This is a genomic window from Sphingobacterium chuzhouense (genome assembly GCF_014692525.1).
Lineage (GTDB): Bacteria > Bacteroidota > Bacteroidia > Sphingobacteriales > Sphingobacteriaceae > Sphingobacterium > Sphingobacterium chuzhouense.
Genome location: NZ_JACNYL010000003.1, coordinates 936,818 through 963,271 on the forward strand (window position 1 = coordinate 936,818; position 26,454 = coordinate 963,271).

Consider the following 26,454-nt stretch of genomic DNA (forward strand, 5'->3'; position numbering starts at 1 on the left):
AAGCTACTGTTGTAAACCGTAGATATTGGAGCATTAGGTTAAAAGTAGACATAAAAATGTTACATAGACTAGCCGTCATTTATTTACAAACACATTTTACACTTCATAGCACCAAAATTTTAAAAAACAACACAACTATTTTTTTATATTAAAAAATATTTTTTTTACTTTCGAAAAGAACAATATAAACCAATAAAAATGATAAAAAATAAAAGATTTCGACAATTAACAATTGCAGCACATTGAATTAACGTTGTGATTACATAAAAAATATACCTTCGAAACATTATTAAATATTTTTACAAATCTTATAAAATATCATGATATCCTTACGATCTAACATTTATAAAACATGAAAAAACAAGTACATTTACTGCTATTTTGTCTCCTGTTTCAGACTGGACTGGCATTTGCTCAGCAACCCAAAAAAATATCAGGAAAGATCACTAGTGCAGAAGGCGAAACGCTGGAAAGTGTTTCTATTCGCCTAAAGTCATCCAACAATGCCATCACAGCGTCCGATGCAAACGGCCATTATGAAGTCGAAGCAACAGAAGGCGACGTACTGTTATTTTCCTTACTAGGCTATCAAGATGCCGAAGAGATTGTCGGCTCATCATCCACGCTAAATGTCGTCCTCCAATCAAATCTTAGCGAACTGGATGAAGTTGTAGTGGTAGGTTTCGGCACCCAGAAAAAAGGAAATTTGACAGGTTCGGTTTCGATTATAGAGAGCGGGCAATTGGAACGACGACCTAACGTATCGACTTCCGCTGCGTTACAGGGTTTAGCTCCTGGCGTAACGGTCACTACGCAAACTGGTTCCCCCGGAGGAGATGGAGGACAAATCCGAATCCGGGGGATTAGCTCTTTTGGTGGATCCGACAGTTCTCCTTTAGTCATTATAGATGGTGTTGCAGGTACGATAGACAATATTGATTACAACCTCATTGAAAACATCACCGTCTTAAAAGATGCTGCCTCAGCAGCAATATATGGATCACGTGCAGCGAATGGCGTGATCTTAATTACTACTAAGCGGGCAAAAGACCGTTTAGCGGTAGATTACAAAGGGTATACAGGTTTTCAATCTCCGACGGCGATTCCTGAAGTAACGGATGGTTTTACTTATATGGATGTATTTAATAAGGCTAGTTTAAATGACGGGAATGATACGTTATATTTTGAACGTGACATTGAGGATTTTCGCAGACTTTACGAAACTGATCCCAAAAATTTTGATTGGCAGGACGCAATTCTACAGGGTTCGGGATTTACACAGAATCATTTTATCAGTCTCAATGCCAATAGCGGAATTATCCGGGTAGCACCTTCTTTCAGCTATGTAACACAAGATGCCGTGATAAAAAATACTGGCTTCGAGCGTTACACCCTACGCAATAACATGGATATCACTCCGAGTGAAAAATTCAATATCAAATTTGACATTTCACTCACCAATAGAAATCGTAAACAAATTGCTAACGAAGGTACTGTATGGAATTATCTAGGTCGTATGCCGACCATTATCCCTATTCGACGTAACGGCCTATGGAGCGAAGGCTGGGTATCCAATAACCCCGTAGCTTTTATAGAAGATGGCGGCAATCGCACATCGAATAACATCGAGTTATTTGGAAATCTGACATTAAACTACCAACCCGCACCCTGGTTAAACTTAGTCGGTACAGTCGCCCCACGCTATGTGACACAAAACGTCCATAATTTTATTACCCGTATCGAAACATACAATGAAGATGGTTCGTCTGCTGGATCAGCAAATCCCACAACAGAGCTTACAGAAACAGCCTCACGCTTCCTTTATGATAATTATTTTTTCACGGCAACGGCTGATAAAAATATTGGCGATCATGATTTTAAGGTTATGCTAGGTACTTCTCGAGAAGCATATAACGAAAAATACCTTATGGGGTATCGACGTGATTTTATTTACGACACTTACGAAGTACTCGATGCGGGCGCAGACGACGAAACCAGACAGAACGGGGGGAACATTCAAGAATGGTTACTCATCTCTGCCTTTGGACGTTTTAATTATGCATTCAAAAACCGCTACCTCTTTGAAGCTAACTTACGCTACGATGGGAGCTCCCGTTTCGCACCAGCACATCAATGGGCTATGTTCCCCTCGTTCTCTGCCGGGTGGACAATCAGTGAAGAATCTTTTATGGAACCATTACGCAGTACGATAAACCAGTTGAAAATCCGTGGATCATGGGGCAAACTAGGAAACCAAAACATCGGCTCATCCTATTACCCCTTTGCTTCCGAACTTGCTACCGGAAGTATATCCATGGGAGGTGGAACATTCCCGATACTCACTCAAAACGATCTTGCCAATCCTGATTTGAAATGGGAAGCAACAACCATGAGCGGCCTCGGTTTAGACCTTATGCTTTTCAATAAGCTCTCCGTTAACTTCGATTGGTACAGTAAGACGACTGATGATATCCTCATGAGGTTATACGTATCTCAACTGTATGGTATGAATGCGCCTTTCCAAAATGTTGGAAAAGTTTCGAACAAAGGTTGGGAAATAGCGGCTCGATACGATGAAAACTTTGGCGACTTCAAAGTAGGCGTTGGTTTTAACCTATCGGACGTAAAAAACAAAATCCTCAATATGCGAAGTTCGACAATGGGTACATTCTTACGTCAGCAAGAAGGTTACCCCATCAATTCTATCTTTGGTTATATCGCAGAGGGATATTATCAAACACAGGAAGAAATTGACAACGGACCATCGCAATTTGGAACACTGCAACCTGGAGATATCCGTTATCGTGACATCACTGGCGATGGTCGTTTATCCGACGACGATAAGGTCATCATCGGGAGCACCATCCCACGGTATACCTATGGCATAAATCTGGACCTTGGCTATAAGGGATTTAAGTTAAATGCTTTCCTACAGGGTGTAGGAAAAGTGGATGGCTACCTGGATTCACATTATGTTATTCCTACTGTAAATGTGAGCTCCATCAAACCCTGGCAGCTGGATTATTGGACAACGGAAAACCCCAATGCTACCCTACCAAGATTATCAATAGCATCTACCAACAATATACAGAACTCTACTTTTTGGATGAGAAGCGCCGCTTACATGCGCTTGAAAAACCTTCAATTCGGCTATGAAATCCCAAGCAATTTTCTATCGAAATTTAAAATTAATGGTGCATTTCTGTATATAAATGGTCAAAATCTGTTTACGAGAACCAACTTCTACGAAGGATATGACCCAGAAATCAACTACAATGCCGGTGCCTCAGAAGGTGTATCCCTAGGAGGTGGCGCTTATTATCCGCAAGTCAAAGTATACACATTTGGTATTGATCTAAAGTTTTAAAACATGAAAAACATTCAAAAACATATAATAAGGATAGGAATCTGTGCGAGCCTATTCATTTCCTCTTGTGAATTAGATCGAGCTCCTCTGAATGGACCGACAACAGATAGTTTTCCAGAGACATTTGGGGAGACTGAGCTTGGATTACTAGGTGCTTACAAAGGATTAACGTTACTTGATGCCGCGAGTACGCCTATGTTACACGTTATCGACAATGTTACCGATGTCGGGTATACACGCCCGGGAAACAATTATACTCCAGCTATTACAAGCGCATATACAACAGATAATGCGCTGGCAACGAAACCTTGGGGAGCATATTATAAAACGATTGGTCGTGTGCATACGGTACTCGATCATCTTCCAAAATTTGAAGGTACAGTTCCGGACAGCGATTTTAAGCAGCGGGATGCTGAATTACGCTTTATCCGTGCTTACACTTATTCCCAACTCATAGAACTATATGGAGATGCTCCTCTTTTGAAAAATGCCCTTGAATTAGACAGGAACGATATCTACCGTACACCAAAAGCAGAAATTCAACAGTGGATTATTGATGAAATGACGGAAATTGCTGATTATCTACCTGTTTCTTATACGTCTCAAGGCAAAGTCCGCGCCACGCGCATTGCTGCGTATATGCTCAAAGCACGCATAGCTCTTTATTCAAAGCAATATGAGCTCGCCTCGGAAGCCGCACAAACGGCTATAGAACTATCAGCCGGAATCCATGAACTAACACCCTTTAATAGCACGATAGAATTCGCTGGTAAAGATCATACACATGGGGAACCCGATGTAACCAACATATTTGGCCATGATGGCTACGAAAACAGCAAAGAATGGATATGGATAATAGAGTACAATCAAACGATATCGGGAAATGTACACAATCAACAGTATTATTCGGCATCGAGGCTTGGACGTGGCGTGGCGTATTGGGGACCCACTCAGGATTTCATTGATTCCTTTCAAGCACTTGATGGTTTACCAATCACCGAATCATCATTATATGATGCAACAAGCCCTTTTGCCAATCGAGATCCTCGACTTGACATGTATTGCGTTCGTCCAAATTCTCGTTTTATGGGGTATCAATTCGAAATGAATGCCACTTACCCCAAGGTCGCCAATTATTGGCCCGTTATCAACGGCATCAGTGATCAACCGTCATCGATCGACAACACAGATCTCACCAACTCTGCCCGCTCTTATAGCGGCTATCTATGGCGGAAACATTTGGATATAGCAGACTTCAACACTACCTCGGTGAATGGGTTGAGCGATTTAAATGTTGGTATATTTCGTTATGCTGAGCTCTTGCTTTTATACGCAGAAGCTAAAATTGAAAGCAACCAGATTGATGAAACGGTTTATCAAGCTATTAATCAGATCAGAGCTCGTGCGCGTATGCCCGAGTTACCCAATAATCTTACACAAAATGAACTTCGAACAGCGTTGCGTTATGAAAGAAAGATAGAATTAGCAAACGACGGTTTACGTTGGTACGACATCCGCCGCTGGAACATCGCCGAAGACATTATGAATGGATATTTATACCTCAATCGTCCAGCCCGTGGATGGAGTCAAAATACAATAATACGCATTGACGAAAATTATACTCCAAAATACAACCACAACGAAGCGGTCAAGTATTTTGGCACACAAAATGTCATTTATAAAGTCAACAAGGATGAGTACTGGCCTATCTCGTTCTCGGAAATGATTGCTAACCCAAATTTTGAACAGAATCCCGGATATTAAAATTTAAAAACATGAGAACTATTTTTTTTCTTTCTTTCATTTTCTTCACCACTCTTGCACAGATAGGGTCGGCACAAGAAAAATTCGTTAAGCCCCAATTGGAAAATAAAGATTCGTGGAGCATGATTATGCTTCCCGATATACAAAATTACGTTAAGTACAATCGCAATCATCCAATCTTGGATATGATGATGCGTTGGATTGAAGACAACATCGACACCTTAAACATTAAGATGGTAGTTTGCGTAGGCGATCTCGTCGAACAGAGCGACATCATCAATAACGGTCATGACGGAGATCAGTCGGCACAAAAGCAATGGGAAACTGCTGCTCAGGCTTTTGCGCGTCTAAACGGAAAAGTACCTTATATTGCCGCTACCGGCAACCACGACTATACCATCGACCGGAACGGTATACGCACATCCCGATATTCTGAATTTTTTCGCATAGACGACAATTGGTTAAACCGCAAGATAATCGCACAGAACACCGTCAACGAGCAGGGCATCCCTACGCTTGAAAATTCGGCCTATGAAATTAAAGATCTAAATGGCCGAGATTACCTTTTCATGACCGTAGAATATGCGCCGCGGGATACCGTTCTAACTTGGGCCAAACGTGTTGCAGATCTCGAACAATATAAAGATCATCGTATCATACTGACTACACATGCATACCTCAACAACAAAGACATACGCTCAAAAGGGAAACATAGATGGTTTATATACGAGCCGTATGCGATCAACAATGAAATACAGAAATCAGAAAGAATCGATTTACCACAAGCTAATAATGGCGAACAAATATGGCAAAAGCTTGTTCAGCCGGCATCCAATATTGACCTCGTGCTATGCGGCCATATTTCGGGAGAGGGGTATAGGACGGATAAGAACATCGCAGGTAAAGATGTTCATCAGATGCTGTTCGACTCGCAATCGTTGGGAGGAGGACATCGCTACGGAAACGGTGGAGATGGATGGGTTCGCATATTAGAGTTTACACCCGACAATGCTACCGTCCACGTCAAAACTTTCTCTCCCCTTTTTGGCATTTCCCCGACAACACAAGAATATGCATGGAAAACGGACGCTCGAAATCAATACAGTTTTCAGTTAAGTAAATAATATCAAAAAAGGGGAGCAAACCTAGTTGCCCGCTCCCCTTTTTTTAAATACAATGGTCTAGTACACCAACGTGGTTCCCCACTCCCATAATCTCACCTCGCTCGTAAACATATAATCGGTATTCGCCCAAGTCTTAAGGACTTTAATACGAAGATAGCGAACGGAAGGACTATCTTCCCCAAATTCAAACAAATGACCAGCTTCCGCAGCTTGGACGTCTATATCATCATTCTCTCCAACGGGCTTACCGGATGGCTTTACAATTTCGCCGTCTTGCAGCTTTATCCACCCAGTATAACTACCATCGGGAGCCGGATCTACACTGCCCCATATCTCAAATTGCTCAAGATTACCATTTGCATACAATAATTGGTGCTCCGTCATAGAACCTCGTTGCCATAAACGAATTTTACTTATTGCCACTGCTCTACCTAAGTCTATCTGAAAATGGTGCGGTATCCCCGACCCGTTTGCTGTTCGATACCATGCTCTAGCTGGTGCCCCTCCTGCCAGCACACCGCTCCACAGATTAGTAAAATCATTTCCACTACCATCCCAGTCGGGCGCATCGCCCGGAAGGCCATATCGCGAAAAAAGAGCCGGATCAACTTCGTTATCCGCATTAAATTCCAATCGCAAATCCAGCTCCCGATCGACCGATAAAAACGTATCGATAGCAGTAGAGTCTGGTTTGTGCCACGAAGCATATTGAACAGGTGTCTCTTCTTTCCAATCCGTAAGAACTAATTCATGTTGACTAGAATCGATTTCGACAACATGGATTTCATTTTCTTTATTTGTATAAGACACCCTTGTTTTCAATAGCTGTGCACTTGTAGGCCGCCAGTTGAATACCAACGCATTATTTTCTCCGAGTTCTACGCCAGCAAGAGATCTGGGCAATAGCGACGCCGCATATTTACTACCGTACGCATAACCATACGTAGAACGCACTATGGACCGATTACCGGAATCGTCAAAAGTTACCACCTCGAAATCATGCCCCCCCTCTTCCAAATCGGGAACAACCACTGATATCGTATCGATATCATCTGTTTTTTGAAATTCCACCCGCAAAGAATCCCGACGATTGCCCCAATATACTACAGCCCCCTTTATCGTCGGATCGGCCAGCAATAACCATTGCAATTTAACTCTGTTTTTACCAGAAAAAGCTTGTAATGAATCTGCTTTTCCTACATATATTTTTTCGCCCCCTTCTAAGAATTGACGATAAGCGTGATCCTGTTTTTGACAGGAATTTAGGGCAACCAATAATCCCCCGAAAAAATAAGATATGAATAAGGTTTTAAAATATTTCATTGTTTAGTTTTAATTGATTTGACCATAAAACTGCAATTCAGACATCCACATATAACTCGTCTTTCCCCAGGTTTCAAGTATCCTTATCCTTATAAAGCGCGTAAGAGGGACATCTAAAGGAAATGAGTACTCGTGTCCGGCTTGCGCTGCAGTAACATCTTCTGTACTTACCGACCCTGCTGGCAGCCCAGAAGGTTTCACCATATCACATGTTGTCAACAATGTCCATCCATCAAATGAACCGGCAGGATCGGGATCTGTACTTCCCCATACCTCAAAACGCTTCGCACTTCCTCCTGAATATAGAAGATCCTCACGATCAAATGCCCCCCTCTGCCAATATACAAAACGGCTTAATTGAGCGGTTTTCCCCATATCAAACGTAAAATGATGTGGTATGCCCGCCGTCTCATTTGTTCGATACCAAGCCTGCGAATTGGTGGTTCCTACAAAAACACCACTCCAGAGATTACTCATTACGGATCCACTGACCCATCCTGGAGCTTCCGTCGGAAGAGTAGCAAACATCTGCCTGAATCCAGAGGGCGGAATACGCTCTTCATATAAAGGGGTCAACTCTTTTGTCATGATTTCCGTTTGATTTCCCCAACGGTCTTTAACCGCAACACCAAAGACAGTAGGTTCAGCAGCCAATCCTCTTAATGTAAATTCCCCTAATGCTTGACTGGTGTAAAAATTCTGTGTCGGTGCCCAAGCCTCATTTTCATCTTTCCGGAAAATCATAATCGATACATGGTTCTGATATTCATTCTGATAAGACAATCTGAACCCGCCAAAATCTTCCGTCATGTCAATAGACTCAAAGACATCCCAAATAGCGGGTGTGCCCGGTCGCCCTATAATCTCCAACGGTTGCGATCGTTTTAAATTCCGTCCTACACTATAGAGTTTAATCGGATATTCCGAGGTGTCTCCAAACCCCTCTAGAAGCAAGTTTTTCTTATAATAAGAAGATCTTATCTTCTTCACATTGCCATTTCGCATTTCTACTTCCGCTTCTATATACAATAAATCCCCCTCAGGAGGTAAAGAATACGAGATACGGATTCCACCAGGAACCCGTTCCAGCTCTGCACTTCTTAAAGTGGCGGGAGGCTCTCCGGAGCTATCCAACCCTTGAAATGTGTCCTCTCCGCAGCTCCATACCCCAAAGACCAGGAGCAACACTGCATAATGCATTATCTTTATCTGTATCATCATATTCGATTTATAAATTACCATCCTGGCGCTTGCACCAAATTTTGATTTCTTAAAATTTCGGCTTCTTGTATAGGCCATAAATAATCCCGTATGCTAAATTCTTGACTAAACAACAGCATTGGCCTATAATATTCTTCCGGACTCTCCTGCCCAATATCCCATCCTAATATCGGTTGATTTAACACTTCTACCGATTTCTTCCAGCGACGTAAATCCCAAAACCTATGCCCTTCAAAAGCTAATTCGATCAGACGTTCTTGATGAATAATATCGCGCAGACCTTCTTTAGTCGTGAATTTTTCTGGTATTAGTGAATGATTAATCCAGCTTTCTTCAACCCCTTTCAATCCCGCTCTCTCCCGTACTTTATCGATATAAGCTATTACTTCCGCCGATGGACCATAAGCCTCATTCGCGGCTTCTGCGTATAACAAATAGAGATCAGGAAGTCGCATAAGGGGAAAAGGATATTGCTGAACAACATAATTATCGTCGCTTGCCGTATTCAGATAGTTAACCAATTTCTTAGCCCAATAACCGGTCACAGAATAATTAGTAGGATGCCCCGCAGCTTTTCCGCCAGCCCTCGCCTCTACATAAGCATTATCCACATCATTTAACCAACCTGTCCCAAACCAACGTCCACCATCGAAGGCAAGACTACCATAAAAACGAGGCTCCCTGTTAAAGTGTAGCATTGGCAGTCGTTCACCGGGTTTTAAATATAGCTTATCATGCTCCTCTACTTCTTTCAATGTAAACCGGTCTTGATAAGGATAATTTTTATCTTCTTGAATAGGCACACCATTTTTTGTATAAAACTGTTCCGCCATTTTGATAGGTGGCGCATGGACTCCGCTATAATATCCTGGTCCGAGGTGCATACGTGGCTGTGAATAACGCTGCAAGGAATTCCCCATACTGTTATTATCCGCCCAGATGATCTCGCTATTCCACTTTTCTGTGATGGCCCCTCGGAAACTCAACTCTGTTCGTGTCGTATCTGATAATGATGCGCTACCAACAGCAGGGACATAAGTATATAATTTATACCCTTGCGATTCACATAATTCAATCGCCTCCCGACAGGCATTGGCAGCACGGATCCATTTTTGTTCATCCTCCGTCTGATTGAAAAATACAACCCCTGTTTTGGATTTGAAATTAGAAAAATCCCTATTTCCATTAAAAAGTGGGGAGGCTCCTGTAACGAGTACTTTTGCTTTCAAAGCTTTTGCGATTACCTTATTAACCCGGCCTTTTTCCGTTGCAGGAAACAAGACATCATCGGGCAGTACTTCTGCAGCTTCATCCAACAAGTTAATGATATAAGCTACACACTCATCTATTGGTTGTCTAACTACTGCCTTCACTTCATCGACACTAGCTGAAATAGGCAAGTTTTCTCTCATTATCGGAATAGGACCATACATGCGCATGAGATAGAAATGAAAGTAAGCTTTTAAAAATTTCACTTCCCCTATCCATAAAGCACGTTCTGTCTCCGTCATATCCCTTACAGATGCGATGTTCTCCAAAAAGATATTGCATTCGCGTATACCACGGTACAAATCTGTTGCACCTTCTTTTCCTGCCCAAAAATTTAACAGTGGGTTCACCACCCCTTGATTGCCCCGCGCTATTTGCCAATTAGGTCGACCCGACACATTTTGATATAACCATATTTCATCTCCGCTGACAAAATCAGGCACTGCCGAGGAAGCTGCATGACCAGGCAACCAGGAATAGCAGGTGAACAAATATGATTCTGCCGTATTTCTTGTTCGAAACGCATAATCTATAGTCGCGACATTATCGGGGACAATATCTAGATAGTTACAGCCAGAAAATCCAATTCCTACCGATAGACCAATCAAAGCCAATATTTTTTTTACTTTCATCACTAAAAATTAACGTTTATACCCAAGTTAAAAACACGTTGTACCGGATAGCCCAAACCGTTTCCTGCCATTTCAACATCCCAAAGTTTAAACCTACTCCATAATAGCAGATTAGTTCCACTAACATATACCCGTAACCGTTCCATGTATAGTTTTTTTAATTTTTCCGGATTAACCGAATAACCAATTTCGGCCTGTTTCAAACGTAAAAAACTACCGTCACGCATAAACCAAGTACTTTGTACATTCGTGTTCGAATTCACTACAGAACTTAACCTCGGCCACAATGCCATAACGTTATTATCTTCTTCAGACCAATAACTATCAGCATAGGCTTTTATTAATTGCCTTTCGTTTATAAAAGGAGCCGTTTTTTCTGGGTCTATCCAAAACGACTCCTGAGCAAGACCCTGAAAGAACGCTGAGAAATCAAACTGCTTATATCCTAGCGAAAGACCAAATCCATATACAATTTCAGGCATTGTTGGGTTTCCGATAGGCACCTGATCAAGCGGCGTTATTTGTCCATCATCGTTAATATCTCTATATTTAATATCGCCTCCCATCACATCAGTACCAAAACTCTGCTGAGGTGCGTTTGCAGCCTCCTCATCATCTATGAATAGACGCTCCGCAATATATCCCCATTGTTGGCTTAACGAATAGCCTACCCGCGACTTCCAATATTCCGTAAGATATTCTGGTTCTTCATAGACCTTAAACGCACTGGTTGCGTACGTAAAGTTACCTCGGGCCGTCAACCACAAAGATGGATTAAAGCTGTGCTGAAAATCAACAGACATGTCCATCCCTTTTCCCATCGCTTCACCAACATTAGCGCGTACATCCGCCGAAAGGCCCATATAATCTGGAATGGACGCACGTGTCATCAAAATATTCCTTCTGTGTTCTTTAAAAAAGTCAGCTTGTATATTTACTTTTTTAAATACTGACGCCTCCACGCCAAGATTTATTTTTTCTGATGTTTCCCAAGTAATGTTGGGATTCTCGTATCTCGCTATAGATACACCATCCCGTGAATAAATTCTATCAATACCGAATATGGCGCCACGTCCGGTATCATTCATATTCACATTCGACATATAAAAGAACCTGTCCGTGGGACTTCCGATCTCATCATTCCCAACTAAACCATAGGTTGCCCGCAGCTTTAGCTCAGGCAAAACCGTAGAAAAGGGCTCCCAAAATTTCTCATTGGACAACTGCCATGCTATACCATATGCAGGAAAAAAACCAAATCGGTATCGCTCATGAAATCTTTCCGACCCGTTATAGCCAAAGTTAAATTCTGCAAAATATCGATTATCATAGGAGTAAGTAAAACGTCCAGATAACCCGAGATTTCTAAAAGGAAGTGTTTGAAGCAAGTCATCTGCATTGGCGCTAATATTTTGCCTCATAATAAAAACAGACATAGCACTAACGTTATGTTTCTCTGAAAACACACGATTATAATTCAGCGCAGATTCCATATAAAACTGAGAATAGAGCTCTCTACTCCCCAACTTAAAATCCAACCATTCCTGCCCTTCGTTCTCATTAATAACATCTAGCCTATACGTATCATTCATACGATCGTAACCACTTGCAACATAATAAAAGGGGGCATATTGTCTCGACACTTGAAAATGCGCTCTCCGATTCGTGTTTCCCATTAATCGGAAATTCAACCCACTAGTTATAAAGTCGAGATTTTGTTTTAATTCTAATTGAGCCATCATTAAGGAGGAAGAGTATTCCCGATAACCTTTGACCATATCAGCATATGGATTAATATAACCAGCTGTCTCTCCATTTTCTTTGAAAGCATTCCCAAACATAATGTGTTGGATATGCTCATAACCTTCTATAACAGGGAAATATGCAGGAAACATAACAGGGTTTGAGTTCATTACCCGTTCATACATTGCTGCACCGCCATTCAGCGGGCCTATATAATCATCAAATGACCCATACAACCGAACTCCGAGCTCCGTGGTATTTGTAATGTTGACATCGACATTTGAGCGGAGGAGATAAGTTTTAAGATTTATATTATTATTGAAATTATTTCGCCTATCTACTTTTAGCATTCCATTGTCCTTATTAAACGTCCCCGCGATATAGTATCTTGCGACTTTCCCCCCTCCACTGATACTCATATTGGCTCTCTGATTAATCGTATAAGGTTTGAAAAGCTCTTTTCTCCAGTCGTTAGCGGGATACATATACGGATTAACCCCTAAAATAGTATTATCAATTTTCTCTTCAGGATAAGGTATACGCGTCATATTTGATGGATCCCTGGTTACGACAGCTTCATTCCCTAAACGCATATACGTGATTGGATCTGCTAATTCCACATTGGATGTAGGTGCCGAAACGGAGTTTTCCAGTCTAAAATTTAACTTTGCTTTTCCTTCCGCTCCCTGTTTTGTTGTTACGTAAATAACACCATTAGCGCCCCGAGCCCCATACAAAGCCGTTGCGGTCGCATCTTTCATAATTGAAAAACTTGCAATATCGTCTGGCTGCAATCTCGCCAAATCAGTTGATGTCAATTCGACGCCATCAATTAAAATCAGCGGGTCAACTTTATAACCAAAAGTCGTTACCCCCCTAATAAAGAACTCCGCATTATCTTGTCCGGGTTCCCCACTTCGTTGATAAGCTATCATTCCAGCGACTCGTCCTGCTAAAGCGGTTGTCAAATTGCTTGATGGAATCTTTAAGTCTGAGGGCTTGACTTGCGTAACAGCGCCAATGACATCTTGTTTACGCTGCGAACCAAATGCGACCACAACAACGTCATCTAATTCTGACGAGACTGGCTCCATGACTATGTCGATTACTTCTACACCATTAGTCGTCCACTCCTGCGTTTGATATCCCACGATAGAAAATACCAATACGGAGTTAGCAGGCACCTCCAAGATATACTTCCCATTCAAATCTGTACTGGTGGCCAGTCGTTGATTACCTTTCACGACAACGGAAGCACCCGTCAATACACGTCCGGACGTATCCGTCACTGTTCCTCTTATTTCCTTTATTTGTGCGGTGGTTGAATTCTCCTGAGCTGTAACGGAACTTGCGAATAAATTGCAACAGATGATACTAGTCATCAGAAAAAAAACAATTAATTGATTCATAATTATTTAAAATGTTAGTGTATTTATAAAAGGTTCAATTGGATAAAGATGCTCTCTGAGACTTTTCGTCTGGCCTTAACAATCTTTCTCGATATTCTTCGCGAATACCGCGCCAGTGCCAGCTTTATAGGAATTAGCCAACAAAACAAGGAAGGTTTTCTTTTCATAATTATAAATTCTATATTTTAAAAATATTACAGATTCTTCGATTAGTTTTAAAAACATTAAATAATGTTTCAAATTTAAAAGTCATCTGTTAAGACAGTATCAAATAAGTGTTTACTGTTTGTTAAATATGACCTTGCCGATGTTTTAAAATCTACCACTCAGCCCAGAGCTGTGAGCCCAGAGCTGTGAGCCCAGAGCTGGATTTTATTTAAATTTCACCTATTTTTTCTACACTCACCGTAGCTTGAATTGTTTATAATGGCCTCTTCACAAAACTAAAATAAATAAAAAAAAATTAAAAACAAATAAAAAAAACAAAATTAAATAAATAAAAACCACATAAACAGATATTAAGCATTACCTTAGATAATACGAAAGTATTGATGAGCATCTTTTTTATAGAAAATTAAACTTATTCGACTTATTAAAAAGTCTTATTAAATTGCATCAAAACTTTCTAGCTTTGTAACTGAAATATTTTACTTAAGTTTTGTTATCAACATACAATACATGTATCATTCTTAATTTTAATTAATAACAAACATTCTGTTATGATAACAGGAAGTTAACATTTGTAACAATTAGTGGTATAAAATATGGTCTCGATAAAAAACATCACGGATAGACACGAGTATATCTTAAAAAAAATTAAAAATAACACAAAAGTCACTATCCAAGAACTGTGTGACGAAATGAAGGTATCTAGTGTGACTATACGAAAAGATCTCAAACTATTAGAGGAAAAGGAGTTATTGTTTCGGATAAAAGGAGGAGCCTCTAGCACCAACCCGTATGCAGTGGATCGCCCTATTTTGGTTAAAGAAACGATTAATTCGGAAGAAAAGAATCGAATAGCAAAAGCAGCCATACAAATGATTCAAGATACCGACTCTATTTTGATCGGATCTGGCACAACCGCATATGCCTTGGCCCGACATCTAAATCCCGAACATCCGCTTACGGTGATTACACCCGCTCTAAAAGTCGCGTTAGAACTATCAAACAAGCCAAGCATAGAAGTATTGCAATTAGGAGGACTGATTCGACCCAACTCATCTTCCGTGGCCGGACAATACGCTATGCGAATCCTCGAAGATGTATCGTGCGGGATTCTATTCTTAGGCGTTGACGGAATTGATCTGGAGTTTGGAATAACGATCAGCAACATAACGGAAGCGACGCTCAACCAAAAAATGTTACAAACATCACAAAAAATTGTCATCCTTGCTGACAGCACCAAATTCGGAAGAAGGGGGCTAGGAAAAGTCTGTAACCTGGAAGATGTAGATTACATTGTTACAGACAATAACACTTCAAAAAAATATATCCTTGCGTTGGAAGAAGCAGGCATACAGGTTATTATTGCATAAGAGGCAAATGGGTTTTTCCCTTTGCCTCTTATCATTATAAAAAGGATTATTTTACATTATAGTAATACACAGCTCGTCCGGCACTGCCTGTTTCATCTTGGCCCTCAACAACCACTTTATATCTGCCATTACCATCACCATTGTAAAAATTCAGCGTAGCATTACCCTCGCCGTCCAAAACCACATCCGGATTCCAATAGATAGTTGTCCGGTAATCGTTTGTATTTTTACTATCTGGTGTATCGTATTTCGGCGCATAGAATTGTCTTTCTTTTACATAGCCGAGAGGTACCATATCAATGACATTTGTCTTCGGTAACATACTTTCAATTTCAGCCAGCGACATCCGAGGTTGCTTACTTTGATCTTTCTTTTTCGTCATGATCGAAACGACACCATCATTTTGATAAACCCTGCTTACCGTTCCCAATTCATCCCGTAAAAAAATCTCGATAGCCTCGATGTCTGACGGAATAATAGAATTTAAAGCAGGTTCGTCAATCGGCATACCGTCCAAGAAGAACTGGACAGGCACTCTACTCCCCTGGTTATAGTTCCTTGTAATATGGTATTTCAAGGTCTGATTATCATATGTAATACCTGTCAACATCGTTGTTAGACACATAGTCAGCACATTACAACCTGAGAGACGCTCCCCCTCTATACGATGTTCCGGCATGGACAGCCCAGACAGGGACGAGAACTCCTTACTGGTGACAGTTTTCCGTTGGACGCCCGTAACTTGGACCTCATCAATCAAAATAGAAGTTCTATATTCATTCTTGCTATTATTCAAGTAGGCTTTCATTTCCTGATCAATATTTTGGACATTATCACTTGCATAGGGATTCCCCTGGTCTATTCCTGGGAAATACGTCTGATCCATATTAATGACCAAATTTCTAAAGTTATCATTGCCTCGAGCGTTTATAGTTACTTTGGAAGAATCTGGGAATACCAAGTTCTCGAACGCAAATCTTCCTTGGTTGTCTGTATAAGCATCCTTCCGTATATTTCGTGAGGGAATAGATAACAACAGCCCTCCATTGGGTTGAGGGCGCCCCGTATTCAATCGTAATATTCCGGAAAGCGTGATCCCCTGCTCTGGCATAAATTGAACTTGGGGGAGCTTTTCTGCAATCAAGTCATCATACGAAAACCTTCTGAACCCTTGTGTCATCAACAATGCATTTAAAGCTTCCTTTCTATTCTCGTTTTTTTCATTAAAATAATAATTCGGCTGCTCTACATAGCCTTTAAGATCAGACGTTAATAAATAGTTGCTCAAAATCCCCAACTCTTGATCATCGTTATAAGGCACTTTAGCGTCATCAATTACTGACACCGAATAATTACTTTTTAGCGAATCTGTAACAGGTACCTGCAGTGTCAACCTAACGCTTTCTTTCTTTGCATACGTTGTTTTATCCGTTTTCACACCAATGTTCAGCAAAGGTTGAGATTGATTAAACACCAAACGTTCACTCAATAATTTTCCATCCGGTTGCATGATCGACAGTTGCACAATACCATTTGGAAGTTTATCTTTAGGAAGATTAATCAATACAGACGAGTTTTTTAATGTAGCCTGAGCAGCATACACCAGATGTCCGTTTGATTGTCCTAATACATAAAATGGTTGATTTGCCATTTTTTCATAATAGGCGTCATTTGCAATTAACCCCATCTGCAGCGAAACATCCTCTTCGTTATGTAAAACTATATTAATTCCTTCTGCTTTGACTTCGGGGAGATCATAGGTTCGTTGTTCACCGTTTTCAAAAGATATCGTCGCCTTATAGCTCTCACCTGCAACCGGCATGAAGTCAATTGCCCCCATACCAAATGCGATGTCATTGAAAGAAGCGATTTCTTTCTTTTTACTATCGATAATCTTACCTTGTATTTTTAGGCCCTTACCTGTAGAACTAACCGCTTTAAACCCTAATTTTTTGGGCACACCGGCAAGGAGATCGCCTCCTTCTGGAAAAAACTGCACATCAGCATCCCATAAAGCATGTTGTAATGAATAACTACCTACCAAAGTCGGTTCTAATTTGTCTCCGTCAATCTTCACATTAAGCCTACCTTTCTTTAGGTATTCCTTATCCTTAATGGTAAGATTAATGGTTACGCGTCCCATATCATCCGTCTCTCCTTTTCCTTTACTAAACGCATCCCAACCATCAATAGCTTCCCACGTCAGCTTTCGTCTACCCAGCAAGTTACCTTCTCTATTCCTAAACTGTATGGTGGCTTTTGTTTTGTTATTGCCATCGGGCGTATAGGTAATTTCAGCGCCTAATTTTTTATTAATGGCATCACCAACGGGCACAATCTTATTATAAAAATAAGCATTGTCAAAATTTGCCATCCATTTTGTATATGCCCGAAAACGGTAATTATCCTGTGCAATAAACTGTGGATCCAACACCAGTTGTCCTTTACCGCTATTATTGGTAAGAGGTACACGCAATGTTTGTATCAACGAGTCCTTACTCGTTAACATTTCTACGTAAATAATCTTACTAGGTGTATATTCAAATAGATTATGCTGTAGATAGGTCTTAAACCAAAGGGTATCTCCTACAGCGTAATAAGGCTTATCAAAATGTAAATGCACTTTCTCCACCGGATAAACTCCGAAATACTTTTGTACCCGCTCTACCACCGTATTAATAGGTATAGCAGGCCGCTCTTGGGTAAACCCATTTTTTGACCCAAATAGGAAGAAAATAACAAATAAGAAAATAAAAAGCTTCTTCATTAATATACAGTTTTTTCGCGGAGTTAAAGATATCTATTTTTTTCCGAAAACGTATGTTTCCGGCTAGGTTTAACACCTTATAACAATGGAGCAAGCAAACGGCATACAGAATCAAGCCCCCGTTTCCATACATTCCGTTTTTTCCACTCAGACAAGGTCATGAGCTCACAATCTTCTTTATCGCGCTCGAATTGTTCTTCCAGTTGCCGACAAACAGTATCATCGGAAACGACTGCAGCTATTTCATAATTGATGTAAAAGCTACGTGTATCTAAATTGGCCGTTCCGATGTAAGAAAGCTTTCCGTCAATATTGATAGTTTTCGCATGGATAAAACCTTTTTTATAAAAATAGACCTTCACTCCTCGTTCTAACAAGGGTTTAATAAACGAAAGACTAGCATGTTGCACGATATAGGAGTCCGATTTTTCAGGTAACATCAATTCTACTTCCAAACCTGAAGCCGCTGCCACCTTTAAAGCCGTTGACAATTCATCGCTTGGCACATAATAAGGTGTGACAAGTTGGATTTTTTTGTCGGCCTCCCCCAATCCCACAAGAATGGCCTCCATATTAAAGGGTCCTAATGAACCCGGATCACTTTCAACAAAAGAAACCGCGGCACTTCCTTTCTTCTCTACATCCGGCATCTGGTGAAGAAGATAACCTTCACTTAATTGGAAAGGCGTGCCATCTGCTAAGTTCCAAGAATTCCAAAAACTGATCTGAAGCATCGTCACCGCGGGCCCTACTATCTTTAACGATGTGTCACGCCAAAAAACAAAGTTATTATTTGCGGGGTCATTGATATACCTATCCGAAATATTAATCCCTCCTATATATCCTATTTCTCCATCAATGACGGCTATTTTGCGGTGGTTTCGATAATTACTGCTCCCCATAGATGCAAAAGTCACGGGAAGAAAACGGCGGTATTCAAAATTTAGATCCTTTCGACGCGATAAATATCTTACCAATGCAGGGGAACCAATGCTATCAACTAATAAGCGTACAAAAACGCCTTCCTTGGCTTTTTTTTCTAAAATTAACAAGACCTCCTTACCAATTGTATCTACTTCGAAAATATAATATTCCAAATGGATAGAATGATGGGCTTCACGTAAGGATTTTAGAAAGTCTGGAAACTTTTCTTCACCATTGATAAGCAGCTTCGTGCTGTTTCCAGTCGTTGGGGATGACACGCGTTCATTTTTCAAAAAAGTAAATACCCTGGAAAGCGTTCCTATTTTGTCGCTGATACGCGCAATATTCTGTTCCATGTAGGGTTCCAGACGATCCCATTCTTTCTTCAACCGCATCGTCTGTGCATCGTTTACACGCTTGAGACGTCTAACCTTATTAAATTTCTGCCCAAAAAAATAATAAATTAGAAGACCAATAATGGGCAAAAAAACAATGACCAAAATCCAAGATAATGTTTTTGTGGGATTTCTATTTTCAATTAAAATAGTACTAAGCACACCCAAATACAAAAAAACAATAGGTATCCAATACCATTGTTTTAAAAAATTGAGGAGTTCTTGCGTAAATTCCATATATTCACCAAAATCCAATAAAAATAGTGCTTTTACATGAATTAAACGATAATTAGTTTACGTTAAGAATTGTTAAACGAACAACTATTTCACATAAAAAACGTTATAATTGCACATTACCTGTAACTAAACCGTTACAAAAAAAAGACAGGTTTAAAAAGACATAATGCAAAAGATGAATATAAGAAATCGAAAATTAAAACAAATTGTATACGCATTAATGGCTGTAGCCACGACAGTTTTTTTTATAAACTGTAACACAAGCAAATCAGAAGATACTGCAAATAAACCCCTAGCTTTACCGGTACACACGGTAGATACGAGTAATGCAGTTACTGTAAAAGATTATCTAGGAACCATTGAGGGTAAGGTAAACGTAGAAATCCGACCACAAGTTGAGGGTATATTGCAAGAAATATACGTGGACGAAGGGCAATATGTAGAAAAGGGTCAAAACTTATTTAAAATAGATGCCTCCGTTTATCAAGAGGGGCTCAATAACGCAGTCGCGAATCAAAATGTTGCAAAAGCAAGACTGGAGAATGCCAAGCTGGAAGTAGAGCGGCTGAGACCTTTGGTAGAAAACGATGTCATATCGGAAGTTAGGCTCAGGAAAGTGATGTCAGACTACGACGTGGCCAAAGCCTCACTCGATCAAGCCGCCGCAGAGGTAAGAAATGCGGAAATTAGCAAGGAATTTACCATTCTAACAGCCCCTGTTAGTGGTTATATTGGTCGGATTCCCAAAAGAATAGGAAACCTTGTTTCCAAGGGTGATAGAGAACCTATGACTGTATTATCCGATGTACAGGAAGTATATGTCTATTTCTCTATGAATGAGTCGGACTTCCTATATTTTTCAAAAATAAAAGCAAGGGAAGATAGTTTACTCGGTATCAAAAACTCAAAAAACAGACTTGTTTTCCCAGAGGCAACATTGATTCTTGCTGATGGGGAAGAATATAGTAAAAAAGGTATTGTAGATGCCATCGACGGACAGGTCGATAGAACAACAGGCGCTATATCGTTAAGAGCATCTTTTCCGAATGAAGACAATATCTTAAGAAACGGTAGTACAGGTACGCTAAAAATTTCAGAAACTAAAAAAGGTGTTATCCAAATTCCACAAGTTGCGACCAGCTCGTTACAAGACAGAACATTTGTGTATACCTTGGACGACAACAACCAAGTGGAACGCCGTTCTATAAAAATAGAGGGCACCAGTCGAGATAACTATATTGTCACTGGTTTAAATATCGGAGATAGGGTATTGCTTTCCGGAATTGATAAAATTACGGATGGCTCAGTTGTAACTCCTATTTCCCAGTAATTGCGGATGTTCTCTCCATTTGCAATTCCCTCTCACCAGACTGATTTTAAAAATATAGTTCAATGTTAAAAACATTCATAAATAGACCGGTGTTAGCCACCGTAGTGTCCTTAATTCTAGTCATTTTGGGCCTCGTGGGGATGATGACACTTCCCGTTAGTAGGTTTCCCGAAATTGCTCCCCCCAGTGTCGTAGTATCTCTGAGTTACCCTGGCGCGAACTCCGAAACCGTAGCAGAGAGTGTGTTACTCCCAGTGGAAGAGGCCATCAATGGTGTCGAAGATATGACCTATATCCGATCTACAGCAACTAATTCTGGATCAGGTAGCATACAAGTATTCTTTAAGACAGGTACCAACCCAGATATTGCGTCGGTCAATGTACAAACCCGTATTTCCAGAGCGATATCCACTATCCCGACAGAAGTTAACGAGAATGGTATCATCGTACAGCCAAGACAGAGTGGAGCCATCATGACGATAAATCTTTATTCGGATCATAAGGACTCTATCTACGATGAGACATTTTTGCAAGCGTATGCACAAATTAATATGATTCGCCCACTTTTACGGGTGGATGGTGTCGCACAGGTTGCAAGAATTGGTGCTAGGGACTACTCTATGCGCGTTTGGTTGAATCCTGAAAAATTAGCACTGTACAATCTAGTTCCACAAGATATTACAAAGGCTCTAAGTGACCAGAACTTCGAGATGGCACCCGGTAAGTTTGGAGAGGCTACCGACGAAGTCTTCGAGACGGTTATCCGACACAAAGGGCGTTTTTCGCAGCCTGAAGAGTTTGAAAATATGGTCATCAAGACCAATGTCGATGGATCCGTCCTATACTTGAAAGACATCGCCCGCATTGAGTTCGGTGCTACAAACCTAAACAGTGACAACAAAGTGAACGGGTATCCCGGATTAACACTTAATATTACACAAACGAGTGGATCCAATGCACACGCTATCGACCAAGAGGTACGGAAAGTACTGGAAGAAATATCTGCAGCTTTTCCTAAAGGTGTACATTACGAAATATCTTATAGTGTACGGGATCAAATCGACGAATCAATCAACCAAGTAAAGCACACACTTTTTGAAGCCTTTATTTTGGTATTTATCATCGTATTCATTTTCTTGCAAGACTTCCGTTCCACGTTGATACCAGCAATTGCCATTCCGGTATCCCTTGTCGGTACGTTCTTCTTCCTTAGCTTATTTGGTTTCTCTTTGAATGTGCTCACGATGTTCGCACTCGTCCTCGCTATTGGTATCGTGGTCGACGATGCCATTGTTGTTGTTGAAGCCGTCCACCAGAAAATGCACGAGACAGGTTTGAAAGCAAAAGAAGCCACTATTCAAACTATGTCCGAGATTACAAGTGCTATTCTATCCATTACGATGGTTATGGCTGCAGTATTTCTCCCCGTAGGTTTTATGCAAGGCCCAGCAGGTATTTTTTATCAACAATTTGCTTACACATTGGCTACAGCGATATTGATATCGGCTGTCAATGCGTTGACTCTTTCTCCAGCACTTTGCGCGTTGTTGCTCAAGCCAGTGCACCCACAACAGATAGAGGACGAGAAAAAATTGAATACGTTTCAAAAATATAGAAAAAGGTTCTTTAACTCTTTTAATACGGCTTTTGATAAATTTACCGCCAAATATCTTTCCGGCGCAAAGTATTTATTGGATCATAAAAAGATTGCCTTTTTAGGGTTGACCATCGTCACAATCATTGGGGTTGTATTCTTAATGAACACCCCACGAAGCTTTATCCCTACAGAAGATGATAGTTTTGTGACTTACTCATTGGCTATGCCCCCTGGTGCATCCTTATCTAGAACCACTGCGGTATTGCGCAAGGCAGACAGTATACTAAAGAAGCGAGAAGATATTGCGGGTATGACAACAGTATCAGGCTTCAATGCATTGGACGGAGGAGTTAGCCCCGCGTTTGCAGCAGGTTACATCAACATGAAACCGCATAACGAACGGACGGATATTAAATCCATAAATGCGTTTATGGATACCATCCGAAGTGACCTATCCCAAATCGATGAAGCCACATTTACCGTCTTCCCACGACCTACAGTACAAGGTTTCGGTGAATTTGCTGGATTGGAAATGGTATTACAGGATCGTTTGGGAGGAGATATTCGTGACTTTGACCTCGTAGCGGATACGTTTATTCGTCAGATCAACGAACTTCGCGAAGTTGGCAATGCATACACAACGTTTAAATCTAATTTTCCACAATTTGAAGCGGATATCGATGTGGTCAAAGCAAAAAGTCTCGGTGTCGATATTCGTGAAATGATGAGTACCATCCGGCTATATTTCGCGCGTGTAAACGGCGGGGACTTTAACCGCTTCGGCAGAACATACCGGGTATACTTACAAGCTGATTTTGATTTCCGAACCGATCCGGAATCATTAAACTCTATTTTCGTCCGAAACAAAGATGGCAACATGGTACCAGTAGGAACATTATTGACCCTAAATAAAGTTATCGGCCCTGAATCTGTTTCACGTTATAACTTATATAATTCCATCACGGTAAATGCTACACCCGCGACCGGGTATAGTACCGGCGACGCAATGGCCGCTATCGAACAACTCGCCGCGGGAGAGTTACCGGCTAACTATGGTTATGAATGGACAGGGATGGCTTATGAAGAAAGTCAGGCTGGTTCACAAACTATCCTTATTTTTGGGCTGTCGTTTATCTTTATTTATTTCCTTTTAGCCGCTCAATATGAAAGTTATATTCTTCCATGGGCAGTCTTGTTGTCTGTTCCGGTAGGATTAATTGGTGTGTTTTCGACGATCTGGATAGTAGGCTTACAAAATAATATTTATGTACAAGTAGGATTGATTATGTTAATTGGTTTGCTGGCAAAGAACGCAATCCTTATCGTAGAATTCGCTATACAGCAGCGTAACAAAGGTATGAGCATTTACGACGCAGCCATCATGGGTGCAAAATTACGTCTCCGTCCTATTCTTATGACTTCTCTCGCCTTCGTAGCTGGACTCGTACCATTAATGTGGACGGTTGGTCCGTCGGCTATTGGAAACCATTCCATCAGCTTTAGTGCCGCAGGTGGCATGCTTTCGGGCGTAATATTTGGTATATTTATTATCCCTGTCTTATTTATGGTCTTTAAGACATTAGATGAAAAAGTAAGACAGAAACTTAAATCTTCTGACGAATAACGCATGAAACTTATGACACTGAAACAACTGGTATATATTACGGCAGTATTGGTCAGCTTATCAGCATGCAAAGTCGGTAAGCGATACGTTCAACCAGAACTAAATCTCCCCGAAAGTTTTCGAGGGGATACACTGACCTATCAGCAGGACACGATTGCCTTCGCACAGGTTTCCTGGCGTGATTTTTTCAATGATCCACAGCTTATAGCACTTATTGATACGGCACTAGTAAATAACTATGATATGCGAACGGCGTTGAAGAATATAGAAATCGCTAATCGTAATCTGAGACAGAACAAACTAGAATATCTTCCTTCCGTAGACGCAAATATCGCGTCGGTAAATAGGCAGTTCCGCTCGAAAGATTTTTATAGCAATCCATCTTCGAGGTGGTACAGTGAAAATGGAGAGGAAGCTCCCGACCGTCTATATAATTACCAATCACAATTTAGTGCAGGGTTCGAGTTTAGCTGGGAACTGGATATATGGGGTAGAATCGCACATCAGCAAGACGCATTGAAATCAGATTTTTTAGATTCTTATGAAGCAAAAAATGCAATCCAGACTAGGCTAATTGCAGATGTTGCGAAAGGTTATTTCAACCTTATCATGTTGGATGCGCAGATTGAAGTTGCCAAACGTAATTTGCAGCTTAATGATAGCACATTACGCATGATTCGATTACAGTATGATGCTGGAGAAATTACCGCGTTGGCGATTCAACAAACAGAATCACAACGATTGGTTGCCGCTTCACTACTCCCTGAATTGGAGAAAGAAATCGCCTTACAGGAAAATGCCCTAAATGTTTTGATAGGTGAAATGCCAAACGTTGTAACAAGAGGCTTTAAAATAGACAGCCTAATGAACACGAAAAATAGCATCACCCTAGGTGCTCCACTAGAAATTGTTAGAAACCGGCCGGATATTAAACGAGCGGAATATGCGCTCGTTTCAGCCAATGCGGAAATGAATTTACGACAGATTATGCGTTACCCGCAGCTTTCGCTTAGCGGTGTTCTCGGTACAAACGCTATGTTGCCAAAAAACTGGTATAATATTCCGGGAGCATTACTGGGTGGGTTTGTCGGCGGATTGACAACGCCTATCTTTAGAAATGGTCGATTAAAGAATCAATGGGAAGTTGCAAAAATAGAACGGGAGAAGGCCGAATTGGAACTGCAAAAAACCGTTATGGAAGCTGTACATGAAGTATCAAACGCTGTCATTACCGTAGAGAAACAGAAAGAACAGATTGAACTGACGAGACTACGGGTGGAAAACTCCGAATTAGCGGTTAAAAATGCTTCACTTCTGTTTATGAGCGATTACGCGACTTACCTAGAGGTTATCACTGCGCAGAGCAATGCTCTTGATAGTGAGCTGGCATTGGTCGACATCAGACAGAAACAACTGGAAGCTTATGTAGATTTATATCGAGCGCTTGGTGGCGGATGGCAAGAACCAACAACAGAAACAGCGGAATAATCCATATAATTACGCACAATTAATGGCTCCATCTACATGTAATAGCGGACTTAGATAGGGAATATCTAAGTTCGCTCCTCGCAATATGAACCAAACCCCCATGATTAAATAAAGAAATGGTAGCACCCGATTAAATCCACGTTTAAAAATGGGTTTAGAAAAGCTCCCCGCAAAAGAGAAGATAAAGAGCAAAGGCAATGTTCCTAAGCCGAAAAGAACCATAAAAAGAAAACTATTCGCTAAAGAATCTGCATTCATAGCCGATGCCAATGCCATATAAACCATACCACATGGCAAAATACCATTTAACGTGCCCGCCACAAAAGAGCCACCGGGTCTATAAAGCCATTGTCCCATATATTTCGTAAATGGCTGAACAGCTTTTGTTTGAAAACGGGTTAACGCTTGTGTGTTTTTTCCAAAGAGGTAAAACATACCGATTGTTAGCAATATAATTCCGACTGTTATACTCAATCCTTTTTGCCACCCTTGTACGGTAGCTACACTCCCTAGCATTCCCAAAAAAAGTCCCATTATTCCATAAGTGAGAATACGACCAGCTTGATAAAGCATTCTATTAAAAACTACTTTCCACGATAGCCCCATTTGGCTGTTTATAGCGATCAGCAGTGGGCCACACATAACAGCACAGTGTATGCTACCAAAAAGTCCCATAAAAAACGCTAAATAGTGGTAAGTCAT

General features: G+C 40.8%; 14 protein-coding genes. 7 read left to right on the plus strand and 7 right to left on the minus strand.

Annotated elements, in window-relative coordinates; translation table 11 throughout:
- The first annotated feature begins 352 nt into the window (after positions 1-352).
- The 3 genes from H8B21_RS16085 to H8B21_RS16095 are packed head-to-tail and all read left to right on the plus strand — an operon-like array spanning position 353 to position 6,255.
- Positions 353-3,367, plus strand: a complete 3,015-nt coding sequence (locus H8B21_RS16085; protein ID WP_190314745.1) for a SusC/RagA family TonB-linked outer membrane protein — start codon at positions 353-355, stop codon at positions 3,365-3,367.
- A 3-nt stretch (positions 3,368-3,370) separates the two neighbouring features.
- Positions 3,371-5,131 carry a RagB/SusD family nutrient uptake outer membrane protein gene (locus H8B21_RS16090; RefSeq protein WP_190314746.1) on the plus strand — a complete coding sequence of 587 codons (1,761 nt, stop codon included), beginning with the start codon at positions 3,371-3,373 and terminating at the stop codon, positions 5,129-5,131.
- An 11-nt stretch (positions 5,132-5,142) separates the two neighbouring features.
- Entirely contained in the window at positions 5,143-6,255 is a 1,113-nt protein-coding gene (locus H8B21_RS16095; RefSeq protein ID WP_190314747.1) for a metallophosphoesterase, read from the plus strand.
- Positions 6,256-6,312: 57 nt separating this feature from the next.
- Here the strand turns inward: H8B21_RS16095 and H8B21_RS16100 are convergent, their stop codons facing one another.
- The 4 genes from H8B21_RS16100 to H8B21_RS16115 are packed head-to-tail and all read right to left on the minus strand — an operon-like array spanning position 6,313 to position 13,852.
- Positions 6,313-7,578: a DUF4998 domain-containing protein gene (locus H8B21_RS16100; RefSeq protein WP_190314748.1), complete on the minus strand. Its 1,266-nt coding sequence runs from the start codon at positions 7,576-7,578 to the stop codon at positions 6,313-6,315.
- Positions 7,579-7,587: 9 nt separating this feature from the next.
- Complete coding sequence (locus H8B21_RS16105; protein ID WP_190314749.1) at positions 7,588-8,799, minus strand: DUF5000 domain-containing lipoprotein; 1,212 nt, start codon at positions 8,797-8,799, stop codon at positions 7,588-7,590.
- Between the two features lie 14 nt (positions 8,800-8,813).
- Positions 8,814-10,700 carry a RagB/SusD family nutrient uptake outer membrane protein gene (locus H8B21_RS16110; protein WP_190314750.1) on the minus strand — a complete coding sequence of 629 codons (1,887 nt, stop codon included), beginning with the start codon at positions 10,698-10,700 and terminating at the stop codon, positions 8,814-8,816.
- Positions 10,701-10,702: 2 nt separating this feature from the next.
- Positions 10,703-13,852 (minus strand): SusC/RagA family TonB-linked outer membrane protein, encoded by a 3,150-nt coding sequence (locus H8B21_RS16115; protein ID WP_190314751.1) that lies wholly within the window; start codon positions 13,850-13,852, stop codon positions 10,703-10,705.
- Between the two features lie 764 nt (positions 13,853-14,616).
- Here H8B21_RS16115 and H8B21_RS16120 point away from each other — a divergent pair.
- Positions 14,617-15,390, plus strand: coding sequence for a DeoR/GlpR family DNA-binding transcription regulator (locus H8B21_RS16120; RefSeq protein WP_223815077.1), 774 nt, complete (start codon positions 14,617-14,619; stop codon positions 15,388-15,390).
- 46 nt (positions 15,391-15,436) lie between these two features.
- Here the strand turns inward: H8B21_RS16120 and H8B21_RS16125 are convergent, their stop codons facing one another.
- The gene (locus H8B21_RS16125) at positions 15,437-18,157 is read right to left on the minus strand and encodes a carboxypeptidase-like regulatory domain-containing protein (protein WP_190314752.1); all 2,721 of its coding nucleotides are present in this window, start codon (positions 18,155-18,157) and stop codon (positions 15,437-15,439) included.
- A gap of 77 nt (positions 18,158-18,234) precedes the next feature.
- Positions 18,235-19,713 (minus strand): cardiolipin synthase, encoded by a 1,479-nt coding sequence (gene cls, locus H8B21_RS16130; RefSeq protein WP_190314753.1) that lies wholly within the window; start codon positions 19,711-19,713, stop codon positions 18,235-18,237.
- 175 nt (positions 19,714-19,888) lie between these two features.
- On the opposite strand from cls, the gene H8B21_RS16135 reads away from it, so the two are divergent.
- The 3 genes from H8B21_RS16135 (at position 19,889) to H8B21_RS16145 (ending at position 25,752) form a co-directional block, all read left to right on the plus strand.
- Positions 19,889-21,043, plus strand: coding sequence for an efflux RND transporter periplasmic adaptor subunit (locus tag H8B21_RS16135; protein ID WP_190314754.1), 1,155 nt, complete (start codon positions 19,889-19,891; stop codon positions 21,041-21,043).
- A 62-nt stretch (positions 21,044-21,105) separates the two neighbouring features.
- On the plus strand, positions 21,106-24,264 hold the full coding sequence (locus tag H8B21_RS16140; protein ID WP_190314755.1) for an efflux RND transporter permease subunit: 3,159 nt from the start codon (positions 21,106-21,108) through the stop codon (positions 24,262-24,264).
- 12 nt (positions 24,265-24,276) lie between these two features.
- Positions 24,277-25,752 (plus strand): efflux transporter outer membrane subunit, encoded by a 1,476-nt coding sequence (locus H8B21_RS16145; RefSeq protein ID WP_223815078.1) that lies wholly within the window; start codon positions 24,277-24,279, stop codon positions 25,750-25,752.
- Positions 25,753-25,761: 9 nt separating this feature from the next.
- On the opposite strand, the gene H8B21_RS16150 is transcribed toward H8B21_RS16145, so the two are convergent.
- A complete protein-coding gene (locus tag H8B21_RS16150) occupies positions 25,762-26,454 on the minus strand; it encodes a sulfite exporter TauE/SafE family protein (protein ID WP_190314757.1) in 693 nt (230 codons plus the stop codon).

Bases quoted from the DNA above. Each gene is read 5' to 3' on its own strand.
- H8B21_RS16085 (WP_190314745.1), top strand. From the start codon at position 353: ATGAAAAAACAAGTACATTTACTGCTATTTTGTCTCCTGTTTCAGACT.
- H8B21_RS16090 (WP_190314746.1), top strand. From the start codon at position 3,371: ATGAAAAACATTCAAAAACATATAATAAGGATAGGAATCTGTGCGAGC.
- H8B21_RS16095 (WP_190314747.1), top strand. From the start codon at position 5,143: ATGAGAACTATTTTTTTTCTTTCTTTCATTTTCTTCACCACTCTTGCA.
- H8B21_RS16100 (WP_190314748.1), bottom strand. From the start codon at position 7,578: ATGAAATATTTTAAAACCTTATTCATATCTTATTTTTTCGGGGGATTA.
- H8B21_RS16105 (WP_190314749.1), bottom strand. From the start codon at position 8,799: ATGATGATACAGATAAAGATAATGCATTATGCAGTGTTGCTCCTGGTC.
- H8B21_RS16110 (WP_190314750.1), bottom strand. From the start codon at position 10,700: ATGAAAGTAAAAAAAATATTGGCTTTGATTGGTCTATCGGTAGGAATT.
- H8B21_RS16115 (WP_190314751.1), bottom strand. From the start codon at position 13,852: ATGAATCAATTAATTGTTTTTTTTCTGATGACTAGTATCATCTGTTGC.
- H8B21_RS16120 (WP_223815077.1), top strand. From the start codon at position 14,617: ATGGTCTCGATAAAAAACATCACGGATAGACACGAGTATATCTTAAAA.
- H8B21_RS16125 (WP_190314752.1), bottom strand. From the start codon at position 18,157: ATGAAGAAGCTTTTTATTTTCTTATTTGTTATTTTCTTCCTATTTGGG.
- cls (WP_190314753.1), bottom strand. From the start codon at position 19,713: ATGGAATTTACGCAAGAACTCCTCAATTTTTTAAAACAATGGTATTGG.
- H8B21_RS16135 (WP_190314754.1), top strand. From the start codon at position 19,889: ATGAATATAAGAAATCGAAAATTAAAACAAATTGTATACGCATTAATG.
- H8B21_RS16140 (WP_190314755.1), top strand. From the start codon at position 21,106: ATGTTAAAAACATTCATAAATAGACCGGTGTTAGCCACCGTAGTGTCC.
- H8B21_RS16145 (WP_223815078.1), top strand. From the start codon at position 24,277: ATGACACTGAAACAACTGGTATATATTACGGCAGTATTGGTCAGCTTA.
- H8B21_RS16150 (WP_190314757.1), bottom strand. From the start codon at position 26,454: ATGACTTACCACTATTTAGCGTTTTTTATGGGACTTTTTGGTAGCATA.